Origin of the sequence: Paenibacillus dokdonensis, assembly GCF_004916975.1 — a bacterium.
GTDB classification, from domain to species: domain Bacteria; phylum Bacillota; class Bacilli; order Paenibacillales; family Paenibacillaceae; genus Paenibacillus_AQ; species Paenibacillus_AQ dokdonensis.
In genome coordinates this window covers 469209-480863 of the sequence record NZ_STGQ01000003.1, presented here as the reverse complement: position 1 = coordinate 480863, position 11655 = coordinate 469209, and the positions used below count along the sequence as shown (strand labels likewise).

8 protein-coding genes are annotated in these 11655 nt (G+C 51.2%); all 8 read left to right on the top strand.

Translation table 11 applies throughout. The features are described 5' to 3' along the window. The first annotated feature begins 135 nt into the window (after positions 1-135). Positions 136-1872 (top strand): sensor histidine kinase, encoded by a 1737-nt coding sequence (locus tag E6W40_RS26580; RefSeq protein ID WP_136608604.1) that lies wholly within the window; start codon positions 136-138, stop codon positions 1870-1872. Continuing rightward, on the top strand, positions 1850-3034 hold the full coding sequence (locus tag E6W40_RS26575; RefSeq protein WP_136608603.1) for a response regulator transcription factor: 1185 nt from the start codon (positions 1850-1852) through the stop codon (positions 3032-3034). Before E6W40_RS26580 ends, E6W40_RS26575 begins: the two co-directional genes overlap by 23 nt. Positions 3035-3164: 130 nt before the next feature. Continuing rightward, positions 3165-4433 carry an ABC transporter substrate-binding protein gene (locus E6W40_RS26570; protein WP_136608602.1) on the top strand — a complete coding sequence of 423 codons (1269 nt, stop codon included), beginning with the start codon at positions 3165-3167 and terminating at the stop codon, positions 4431-4433. Between the two features lie 25 nt (positions 4434-4458). Then, positions 4459-5448, top strand: coding sequence for a carbohydrate ABC transporter permease (locus E6W40_RS26565; protein ID WP_136608601.1), 990 nt, complete (start codon positions 4459-4461; stop codon positions 5446-5448). Next, entirely contained in the window at positions 5445-6257 is an 813-nt protein-coding gene (locus E6W40_RS26560) for a carbohydrate ABC transporter permease (RefSeq protein WP_136608600.1), read from the top strand. Before E6W40_RS26565 ends, E6W40_RS26560 begins: the two co-directional genes overlap by 4 nt. A gap of 23 nt (positions 6258-6280) precedes the next feature. Then, on the top strand, positions 6281-9406 hold the full coding sequence (lacZ, locus tag E6W40_RS26555; RefSeq protein ID WP_246073205.1) for a beta-galactosidase, LacZ type: 3126 nt from the start codon (positions 6281-6283) through the stop codon (positions 9404-9406). After that, positions 9399-10181, top strand: a complete 783-nt coding sequence (locus tag E6W40_RS26550; protein WP_136608599.1) for an SDR family NAD(P)-dependent oxidoreductase — start codon at positions 9399-9401, stop codon at positions 10179-10181. The genes lacZ and E6W40_RS26550 overlap by 8 nt, the downstream gene beginning before the upstream one ends. A gap of 47 nt (positions 10182-10228) precedes the next feature. Further along, complete coding sequence (gene gcvPA / locus E6W40_RS26545) at positions 10229-11638, top strand: aminomethyl-transferring glycine dehydrogenase subunit GcvPA (protein ID WP_136608598.1); 1410 nt, start codon at positions 10229-10231, stop codon at positions 11636-11638. Positions 11639-11655: the final 17 nt, after the last annotated feature.

Here is an 11655-nt window from a genome sequence, read left to right as displayed (position 1 = left end):
CGATAACGATAGATAAAGGTTATTCGCAGCGAATGAATTGAAAGCGGTATCATAAGATGGAGGGTTTTATCTATTGGATGTCTGTCCATGCTAGAATGCAGATATACGTACTGCTGGTGAGGGGAGAAACTGTGTATGAATATCCACTGGCTATACCGCCGCATCTGGTCCGGATCCTATCGAAGCATCCGAACCAAGCTGTTATTTTGTTTTCTCATCGTAACCCTCATTCCTCTGCTCTCACTAGGTGCGGTATCGTATTACCAGTCTGCCAGAATTATCAATTCGCAGTTTGGGAAATACGGTGAGAATGCCGTAGCGCAGTTAGAGCAGCAGACCAGTTCATCCTTAAGCCGGATGAAGCAGTTGAGTGAGACGATCTATTCCTATTTGCTGGATCCGGCTCGCACGGATCTCGGGAACCGGGCTCCTGTAAGCTATAACGAAATTATTGAGAAAAATGACTTTGAAGCTCTTCTCAAATCACTTCGGACCGACAAGACGGCCGGAATATATATTATCACTCCGTCAGGTTATTATTATGGTGAAAACAATCTGGATGTCACCAAGCTAGGAAGCATCCCTGCATGGAAGGAGAAGCCGTCCTCATATCAAGGAATCTACTGGCTTGGCTTTTATATGCAAAACCATGCGATGACCAGTGCAGGTGATCCCAATCTGCCTGTGCTGGGGCTCGCGGTACCCATCCATAACTCAAACGGTGCGCAGGACGGCAGCACGATTCTGATCGAGGAAAATGCACAGGAGCTGCTTCATATGTTCAGGCTGTTTGAGAAGGATACTAAGGCCCATCTGACGATTAAGGCGGCGGACGGAAGAATCGTATACCAAAGTGCATCGGCATTCACTCCGAAAGACAGCGATATGATCTGGGACCGGACATTGGCTGTGAGTCAATGGACTCTTGAAGCAAGGCTGCCTGCCAAAGCATTTTATTTATCGTCGGGAATTATTCGTTCCAACACCATTGTGGTAGCAGTTATTTCGTGTTTGCTGGCCTTTGGACTTGCCTATATATTCTCCTCCCGGTTTACGGACCGGATCCGCTCCCTGAAGGATTCCATGCAAAAGGTCAGCTTTGGCAAACTGGATACCCGGATGCCTATCGAAGGGCGGGATGAGCTGGGAAGCCTCGATATGAGCTTCAACCGGATGGTCAGCGGAGTGCAGACGCTGGTACAAGAAGTGGAACAAAGCGAGCGGCTGAAGAAGGAAGCCGAGCTGAAGGCTTTTCATTATCAGATTAATCCGCATTTGCTTTTCAATACGCTGAATTCGATTCAATGGAAAGCCCGGCTCGAAGGGGCGGAGGATATCCGCCAGATGCTGTACCACCTGACGATGGTACTGGAAGGGAATCTCGATATATCGCAGGAGCTGATCACACTTGGCAGAGAGCTGCGCATGATCGAGCATTTCCTGAAAATTCAGGAGATCAGGTATGGTGATGTCTTCCGCTATGAACTCCATTGTGAGGAAGCACTGAAGCGGTATCTGATTCCACGGATGACGTTGCAGCCGCTGTTCGAAAATATATTTTTTCATGGCTTTACCGATGGGATTGGTCTCATTGAACTTGGTGTCAGAGAGGAGAAGGAAGAGCTTCTGCTTACTTTGAAGGACAACGGTGCTGGGATATCGGCAGAAAAGCTGGAGCGTTTATTCATTCCGGGACCAAAGCGCCGCGGGCGCGGGGGACTGGGCGTGCAGAACGCAGACCAGAAGTTTAAGCTTCATTTCGGCCCGGAGTTTGGGCTTACGGTACATTCGACGAAGGGTGAGGGCACGACTATAATCATTCGTTGGCCCAAAAGGGAGGAGCGTTCCGATGGATACAGCAAAGAAGATTAAGGTGCTGATCGCTGATGATGAGAGCATCGTACGTAAAGGGCTGCGCTCAACCGTACCTTGGGAGCAGTTTGGGATGGAAGTCGTGGCGGATGCTCCCAACGGGTTGAAAGCCTGGGAGGCTTTTTTGGAGTACCGGCCTGAAGTGGTCATAACGGATATTGTGATGCCGGAGATGGATGGTATTGAACTGTCCCGTAAAGTGAAGGAGGCGGCGCAGAATACGAAGATCATTTTGCTCAGCTGCCATCGGGATTTTGAATATGCGCAGCAGGGGATCCGCCTGGGGGCGTCGGGCTACCTTCTGAAGACGGCTTTTGAGGATGAAGAGCTGGAGGGGATGCTGAGACAGTTCCAGCAGGACCTATCGGCACCATCCTCCAGGGCTCCACAGGATGGCGAACGCCTGAAGACGCTGCTCTTTGCCTGGCTGAACGGACACAGTGATAAATTCCCGGCCGAGCTGGCCACGCTGCATGAAGGCCAGTGGCATTTTGATGGACAGCCGCTGTATATTTATTTGATCCGAACGGCGGAATGCGGGTCTTCTTGGAACGGACTACTGCAGGATGCAGGTCATGACGACCGCAGCATGTGTGAAGGAATGCTGATTCCTTACGGGGAGGAATACTGCTACTGGGTCGTCCCTGATTCCCTTCGGGGAGCTGCGGACAGCCTTCTGGTTGAGAGCAAGAGCAGATGCGGCAAGCTGCAGTGGAGCCGCAGAGGTTCTTTGCTGCACAGTGACGATCTGAAGGAGGCCTTTCAGTCTCTGCATAAAGAGGCGGAGCTGGAGCGAATCTATGGAGTATCAGGCGAAGATTGGCCGGAGCCGATCTGGAAGGCTGTAAATCTGCTGCATTCGAATCCTTCTGCCGACTGGTCGGCGAGCGAGCTTGCAGAGGAGGTCGGTCTCAGCCGCAGCCACTTCTCCATTTTGTTCAAGAAGGCAGTCGGGGACAGCTTTATTGCCTTCCAATATAAGCGGAAGCTGCGCCTGGCATCTGGTCTGCTGCGGGATACGACACTGACGATGCAGGAGATTGCCGAACGCACAGGACTTGGAGACAGCAAATATTTCAGTAAATGGTTCAAACGTTGTACGGGTCAGACGCCAAGCCATTACCGTAACCAACAAAAAGGAGAGGCGCCCCGAACAGAATGACACCTGCCCGGATAATTCGAACAAAATCACAACAACATTCGAATAGATGCACGTTTTGAACCGCTTTCATTAGAGTTACGATGAAAGCGGTTCAATTATTATACACCTCATTGACAGGGGAGCTGACAATATGAAAAAAAGAATTTCACTCATTGTCCTTGCAACAACGATGATGGTATCCGTACTGTCTGCATGCGGCGGTAAAGACGGAAGCACCGGAACAGCCAGCCAGGAGAGCGGAGGCACGAATCAAAAGACGCTCCGCTTTGCGACCTGGGATACAGGGGACGCGCTCAAAATTGAGCAGGATATCGCCAAAAAATTCGAATCGGATCATCCGGGCACAAAGGTACAGGTAGAGGCCTATGCAGACGGTTTCGATCAGAAGCTGGCCGCAGGCTTTGGAGCGGCTAACCCGCCCGATGTGATGTATATGTGGGATTTTCCGACCTATCATCAATCACTGGAACCGCTGGACAGCTTCGCAGACAAGGATAAAGACCTGAACATAGATGATTTCTACAAAGGATTGTTCAACTACGGTAAAATCGATGGCAAACTGTACGGCATTCCTGCCGGATTTACCACCCGTGTCGTCTATTACAACAAGAAGCTGTTTGATGCGGCGGGAATCCCCTATCCAAAAGACGGATGGACTTGGAGCGAGTTTCAGGAAATTTCCCAAAAGCTGACCGACAAATCCAAGAAGCAGTACGGCTTCGGGGCACGCGCCGAGAATGACACCTATGATCTGCAGGGCTTTGTTTGGAGTAATGGCAGCTCATTCATCTCACCGGACGGCAAAACCATTGAGGGTTACATGAATAGCAAGGAAACGGCTGAATCCATCCAAATGTTCGGCGATATGGTGAAAAACGGCTCCGCGGTGCTGACTGGCGGTAAAGGCCAGCAGAGCGGCGATGATATTTTTAAAGCCGGCAAAATCGCCATGTGGGAAAGCGGAATCTGGCCGCTGGAATCGTTCAAACAAGCGGGTATCGATGTAGGCACTGTCGAAATACCGGCTTTCACAGGCAAACCGGTTAAGGGTGTGCTGGCCGAATCCGCGCTGTCTATTGCCAAAGACTCCAAGCAAAAGGATCTCGCATGGGAGTTCGTTAAGTACTATGTATCCAATGAATCGATCAAAATGCGCGTTGCTGACCTGCCTGTGCGGCAAAGTGTTGTTAACGAGCTGAAGAAGGATCAGGATCCGCTTTACAAGCCTTACTATACGATGCTTGAACGTTCAGACAATACACCCGCATTTCTGCTGAATCCAAAATGGAATGAAGTGAATCGTCAGCTGTCCGCTGCGGTAGAAGCGGTAATGCATGGCGGTAATGCACAAGAAGTGCTGAACCAGGCTGTCAAGGACAGTGAACGGTATTTGAAATAATCCATTTTAGAAAGAAGGTTAGGAGATGGCTCAGACCTACCTGCAGAATACACGGGAACAGACAGCCGCCCTTAAGGCCTTGAAAAAACGCAGATGGGGTGGGGCTGCCCTCTACCTCTTTATCTTCCCTTGGGTCTTCGGATTTATTGTTTTTACCTTAGGCCCGCTGTTATTCTCCTTGATTATTTCGTTTTTTGATTGGCCGATTGTCGGCAAGGTAACCTTTATCGGTCTGGATAATTACGTGGAGATGTTTACCGATGATCCGATGTTCTGGAAATCCCTGTTTGTGACACTGAAGTTTGCGGTTCTCTTCGTTCCGCTCAATATCGTGGTTGCACTCGGACTTGCCATGCTTCTGAACCAAAAGGTTCGAGGAAGTGCAATTTTTCGTACGGCATTCTATCTGCCGTCTGTCATTTCGGGCGTGGCGCTGGCCATGATTTGGTCCTGGGTGTATAGCGGAGATTACGGGATACTGAATTACTTCCTCTCGATCTTTGGCATCCAGGGACCCGATTGGCTGAACGATACGAAATGGTCGCTGGTAGCGATGGTAGTCGCAAGTCTTTGGGGCCAAGGGTCCATGATGCTAATTTTCTTGGCAGGACTAAAAGGCATTCCCCGGGATCTGTACGAATCTGCTTCGATCGATGGGGCGGGTAAAATCCGTCAATTCTTTAGCGTGACGATCCCGATGATTACACCAACCATCTTATTCAATCTGATAACATCCATTATTGCGGCATTCCAGCAGCTCACGCTTGCGCTCTTGCTTACGGGAGGCGGGCCGCTGAAATCTACCTATTTCTATGCCATGTATATGTATGAGAACGCATTCAAATATTTCAAAATGGGATATTCCGCCGCAAATGCCTGGTTTATGTTCCTGATCGTGCTTACGCTGACATTCCTCGTATTCAAGTCATCGGAAGCCTGGGTGTTCTACGAAGGTGAAATGAAAAAGAATCCGCAGAAGAAGCTTAAGGCGAGAAAGGGAGGGCAGACCCCATGAAAAAGCTGATCACGTACACGCTGCTCATTTTATGTTCGCTGCTCTTCATTGCTCCTCTGTTCTGGGCGGTGACTACGGCCCTGAAATCTCAACAGGAGTTGTATCTGTTCCCGCCCAAATGGATTCCATCCGTATGGAAATTCAGTAACTTTGCGGAGGCCTGGAATATCCAGCCCTTCAACATGTTTTTGAAAAATACGGTGCTTGTCACTGCCTTCTCTACACTAGGGCAGCTGATATCCTGCACCCTTGTGGCTTATGGCTTCGCGAGATTCCATTTTAAGGGGCGCGATTTCCTGTTCCTTGTGGTATTGGCAACCATGATGATACCCTGGGAAGTCACTATGATTCCGCAGTACATGGAGTTCAATTATCTGGGGTGGATCAACACGCTTAAGCCGCTTATCGTACCATCCTGGTTCGGATCCGCTTATTATATCTTTTTGCTGCGGCAGTTTATTCTGACGCTGCCAAGGGAGCTGGATGAGGCAGCAACGATTGACGGTGCAAGCAAAGTGACTGTTTTATTACGTATCATTGTGCCGCTGATGGGGCCTTCGTTGATCCTGGTGGCCGTATTTCAGATCATGAGCTGCTGGAATGATTACCTCGGACCGCTCATTTTCCTGAATGATCAGACGAAATATACACTGACGCTCGGTCTTTCGCAGTTCAAAGGAATGTACGGCGTCGATATGCAGTCGATTATGGCTATTACCTGTCTGATCTCCATTCCGCCGCTGGCTATATTCTTCTTCGCCCAACGCTACATCGTAGGCGGGATTGCTACTACAGGTATTAAAGGATAGAGAGAAAGGAAGGGAAGAGAACCATGAATGACATCATGACCAACCGCGATTGGGATAGTCTTGGCGTGCTGGAGAGAAACCGCTCGAAGAGCAGAGCTTATTTTATACCATACTCAGACCGTGATAGTGCCTTGAGCTATGACAGAGGAAGTTCTCCGTGGTTCAAATCACTGAACGGAATTTGGAAATTCAATTTTGCCGGGATGCCTGAACTGGCTCCACAGGATTTTGATAAGAATACTTGCGATACCACAGGTTGGGATGACATCCGTGTACCCGGACACTGGCAGCTGCAGGGCTACGGACATCCGCATTATACAGATCTCCTTTATCCGTTCCCTGTGGATCCGCCCCATGTACCGAATGACAACCCGACGGGGAGTTATGTGCGGGAGTTTGAACTGCCTCCCCACTGGGATGAGAGGACCGTATCGATCAAGTTTGATGGCGTGGACAGCGCCTTTCATGTATGGCTCAATGGCTCGTTTGTCGGCTATAGCCAGGGCAGCCGCTTGACCACGGAGTTTGACCTGACATCTTTCTTGCAGCCGGGAGTGAACCGCTTGGCTGTCCGGGTATATCAATGGTCCGACGGCAGCTATCTTGAAGATCAGGATATGTGGTGGATGAGCGGTATTTTCCGGGATGTGTACCTGATTGCGGAGCCCTCTGCCGTCCGAGTCACCGACTATCGGGTTGTGACGGAGCTGGATGCGGAACTTGCTAACGCGGTACTGTCGGTCCGTCTGGATCTGGCGGGCAGTAACATCCAGGGGAAGATACAGCTTCAACTGATTGACCAAGCAGGGGAACTGGTTCTCTCTGCTGACAAAGTAGTAGTGTCCAACCTGTCTCATGCCGATTTTAATCTGCCTGTTGCAAAGCCCGTCTTGTGGAATGCTGAGTCACCTTACTTATATCATCTGATTATTACTGTGCAGGACGCGAATGATCAAGTCACGGAAATCACCGCCCAGCGAGTGGGCTTCAGGCGAGTGGAAGTGAAGGATGGCCAGTTCCTGGTGAACGGCAAGGCCATCCTTCTCAAAGGCGTAAACCGGCATGATCATCATCCGGATACAGGGCGTACGGTGACGCTGTCGACCATGCTTCAAGATATCCAGCTGATGAAGCAGCATAATATTAACGCCGTACGCACGGCGCATTATCCGAATGACCCGCGGTTCTATGATCTCTGTGATGAATACGGGCTGTATGTCATGGAAGAGACGGATCTGGAGACACATGGCTTCGAGCCGCTGGGCAATATATCACGTCTAAGTGACGACCCGGCATGGAAGGATGCTTACGTAGACCGGATCCGGCGCATGGTGGAACGCGACAAGAACCACCCGTCCGTCATATTCTGGTCACTTGGCAACGAATCCGGCTTCGGCTGTAATTTCCGTGCGATGTCCGAATGGTGCAAAGAGAATGATCCGACTCGCTTGGTTCATTATGAGGAAGACCGTGAAGCGGAAGTATGCGATGTAGTAAGCACAATGTATTCTTCCGTGGAGAAAATGGTAGGCTTCGGCCAGATGACGGATCATCCGAAGCCGCATATCCTGTGTGAATTCGCTCATGCGATGGGCAATGGACCCGGGGGATTACGACCTTATTTCGATACCTTCGATGCATACCCCCGACTGCAGGGCGGCTTCGTTTGGGAGTGGATTGACCATGGTTTGAGCCGGAAAACGGCAGACGGCAAGGATGATTATGCCTACGGCGGAGATTATGGGGATGTGCCGAATAACAGTAACTTTGTTATCGATGGGCTGGTTCGTCCGGACCGTACGCCTTCACCAGGACTTATTGAATATAAGAAGATTATCGAACCCGTCAGGGTCGAAATGATAGATGCAGGCAAAATCCGTATTACGAACCGGTACGACTTTGCGACACTTCATCATCTGCAGGCCCATTACAGTGTGACGGCAGATGGATGCATCATACGCAGCGGCATGCTCACGCTTCCGCATATCGGTCCAGGCGAAAATGCGGAGCTGGAGATTCCGCTCCAAGCGGGTCAGCCGCTGAAAAGCATAGAGCCAGGTACGGAAGCGTGGCTGAATGTCGGATTTACACTGGGAGCTGACTGCAGCTGGGCGAGAGCTGGACATGAGGTAGCCTGGGCACAGTTTGCACTGCCGGCTCAGTCCCTGTACGAAGCTCGGAGATCTGCGCCGCTTGTATTACAAAAATTAACCGTTAACGAAGAGGGGCGCAGACTGATCCTCTCCAATGATGTCTTCCGCGTTTCCTTCGACCGGCTGCAGGCGGGAATTGCATCGCTTTGTATCAATGGGAAGGAATTGATTCAGCGGGGCCCGCACCTGAATTTCTGGCGCGCGCCGATTGATAATGACATGTATGTGCTCCCGGATTGGCGCAAGGCACATCTCGACAGGTTGACAGAGCGGATCGACGGCTTCCGGTGGGAGCAGCTGGGTGAAGCAGCGGTAAAGGTTATCTGGACCTCACGCATCGCACCTCCTGTTCACGATTGGGGTTTCCGCTGCGAGGTATCTTATACGGTCACAGCAAGTGGACTCATGATGATGGACATGAAGGGTACTCCGGAGGGTACACCGCCAGTTATGCTGCCGAAGATTGGGCTGCAACTTCAGATCCCTGGAGATATGGAACATGTGAAATGGTACGGTCGTGGTCCGGGTGAGAGCTATTCGGACAGTAAGGAGGCAGGACGCGTCGGGGTATACCAGAGCACTGTGGACGGATTGTTCACGCCATATATCTACCCGCAGGAGAATGGCAATCGTACCGATGTCAGATGGGTATCCATCGTGGATGAAGCGGGGATCGGACTCCTTGCAGCAGGCGCACCAGTGCTGGAGTTCAGTGCAAGACGTTATACGGATGGTGATCTGGAAGAGGCACAGCATATGAGCGATCTAAAGCCCCGTGACTTCATTACTCTGAATTTGGATTACCGGCAAAATGGTCTGGGCAGCAACAGCTGCGGACCGGCACAATCACCGGAACATTCCGTAAAGCCGGAGCCATTCCAGTTCCGTATTCTGCTTCAGCCTTACCTCGCAGAGGACGGCTCGCCAGAATGGCTGAGCCGCCGGATGGCAGTAGAAGCCAAACAACAAGAATCGGAGGAGGAGAACGATGATTAACACACAGGATGTATTAAATTTATCAGGTAAGGTAGCTGTCGTTACAGGCGGGGCTTCAGGTATTGGCTTGGCCGCTGCCGAGCTTTTGGCGGATTTTGGAGCGCATGCAGTCTTAATCGATATTAATGAGACTGCAGGAGAAAAAGCCGCTGCCGGGATTCGTGAACAGGGAGGGCAGGCGAGCTTTTACCGCTGTAATGTTACCTCGGCAGCGGATTGCGAGCGTGTTGCCTCGGAGATCGGATCAGCTCTTGGCGGCATTCATATCCTTTTCAACAACGCAGGTGTGATTCGCCGCAAAACAGTGACCGAGCTGGATGAAAAGGATTGGGATCTTGTGCTGGACGTCTCGCTCAAAGGTGTCTATCTCCTCTCTAAATATGTGATTCCGATTATGGAGCAAAGCGGAGGCGGCAGCATTATCAACACCGGCTCCGGCTGGGGCTTGAAGGGTGGAGACCGTGCCGCAGCTTACTGCGCGGCTAAGGCTGGTGTCGTCAATCTGACGAAAGCGATGGCTATCGATCATGGCGCTTCGAACATTCGCGTTAACTGCGTATCGCCTGGAGACACGGATACACCGCTTCTGCGTGCCGAGGCCAAGCAGCTGCAGCAGGATGAGGCCGCATTCCTGGTCGCTTCGGCAGGCGGACGCCCACTGGAGCGCCTCGGCACACCACGCGATATCGCCAATGCCGTGTTATTCCTTGCCAGCGACCTTTCTTCCTGGGTAACCGGTAGTGTGCTCGTCGTAGATGGAGGCGGCATCGCTTAGAACGGATATATCATTTCTCTTTCCAACATAGAACGGAGGCGTTAATTTTGGCTGACAACAGAACTTATGCCCATCCTTATATTCCTAATACCGTTCCGGAGGTCCGGGACGCGATGCTGAAGGAAATTGGCCTTACATCCATGGATCAGCTTCACGACGCGATTCCTGAGAGCTTAAAGCTGAACCGGGAGATGAACCTTCCTCCAGCGATGAATGAGTACGAGCTGCGCCGTCATATTGACGGCTTGCTGGCGAAGAACAAGCATGGTGCGGACTATCTCAATTTTCTTGGCGCCGGGTGCTGGCAGCATTTTATTCCGGCCGTATGTGACGAAATAAACCAGCGTTCTGAATTTGTGACGGCTTATGCCGGAGAACCATATGAAGACCATGGAAGATTCCAGGCCTTGTTTGAATATCAAAGCCTGCTGGCTGAGCTGGTGGATATGGATGTCGTGAACGTTCCGACTTTTGACTGGGCACAGGCTGCTTCTACCGCCATCCGAATGGCAGGCCGTATCACGGGACGCAAAACTGCCCTGCTGCCGCGTTCGGTTGATCCGGATAAAGCGGCCATTATCCGGAATTACTGCACGCCGGTCATGGAGATCCAGTATGTAGAGATCGATCCGATAACAGGCCGGATCGATCTGGATGACCTGCGCAGTAAATTAAGCAATGACATTGCAGCCGTGTATTTTGAGAATCCCGGCTACCTCGGGATCATTGAGGATCAGGGAGCCGAGATTTCGGAGCTTGCCCATGGAGCGAATGCCGTTTCTATTGTAGGTGTTGATCCAATATCGCTCGGAGTTCTGGAGCCGCCCGGACGTTACGGTACTGATATCATTTGCGGAGATTTACAGCCGCTGGGCATGCATATGAATTATGGCGGCGGGCAGGCAGGCTTCATCGCTACGCGTGATGAGGAGAAATATGTGATGGAGTATCCTTCCCGTTTGTTTGGAATCGTGCCAACTGAAGCAGAAGGGGAATACGGCTTCGGGGACGTCGCTTATGAACGTACATCCTTTGCACTCCGGGAAAAGGGCAAGGAGTCGGTGGGCACCCAAACGGCTTTATGGGGAATTACAGCAGGGGTATATTTGTCACTGCTTGGACCGGTTGGAATGCAGGAGGTCGGCGGTACTATTATTCAGAAATCGCATTATGCCGCGAAGCAGCTCGCCGAGGTTCCGGGTGTATCTCTCCGTTTCAGCGGGGCCTATTTCAAGGAATTCGTCGTTGATTTTAATGATACAGGTCTTTCAGTCGCCGAGATTAACCAGAGTTTGATGGAGGAAGGTATTTTCGGAGGAAAAGATTTGTCTTCAGCTTATCCGGAGTGGGGGCAGTGCGCGCTGTACTGCGTGACGGAAATCCATACGCAGGGAGATCTGGACCGTCTAGTGGAAGCGATGGGCTCCATTGTCAGCACAACATCATACGGATCATAAAAAGGAGGAGGCAGCGC

What these genes read in the sequence shown, in the direction of transcription:
- E6W40_RS26580 (WP_136608604.1), top strand. Translation starts at nt 136, where the DNA reads ATGAATATCCACTGGCTATACCGCCGCATCTGGTCCGGATCCTATCGA.
- E6W40_RS26575 (WP_136608603.1), top strand. Translation starts at nt 1,850, where the DNA reads ATGGATACAGCAAAGAAGATTAAGGTGCTGATCGCTGATGATGAGAGC.
- E6W40_RS26570 (WP_136608602.1), top strand. Translation starts at nt 3,165, where the DNA reads ATGAAAAAAAGAATTTCACTCATTGTCCTTGCAACAACGATGATGGTA.
- E6W40_RS26565 (WP_136608601.1), top strand. Translation starts at nt 4,459, where the DNA reads ATGGCTCAGACCTACCTGCAGAATACACGGGAACAGACAGCCGCCCTT.
- E6W40_RS26560 (WP_136608600.1), top strand. Translation starts at nt 5,445, where the DNA reads ATGAAAAAGCTGATCACGTACACGCTGCTCATTTTATGTTCGCTGCTC.
- lacZ (WP_246073205.1), top strand. Translation starts at nt 6,281, where the DNA reads ATGAATGACATCATGACCAACCGCGATTGGGATAGTCTTGGCGTGCTG.
- E6W40_RS26550 (WP_136608599.1), top strand. Translation starts at nt 9,399, where the DNA reads ATGATTAACACACAGGATGTATTAAATTTATCAGGTAAGGTAGCTGTC.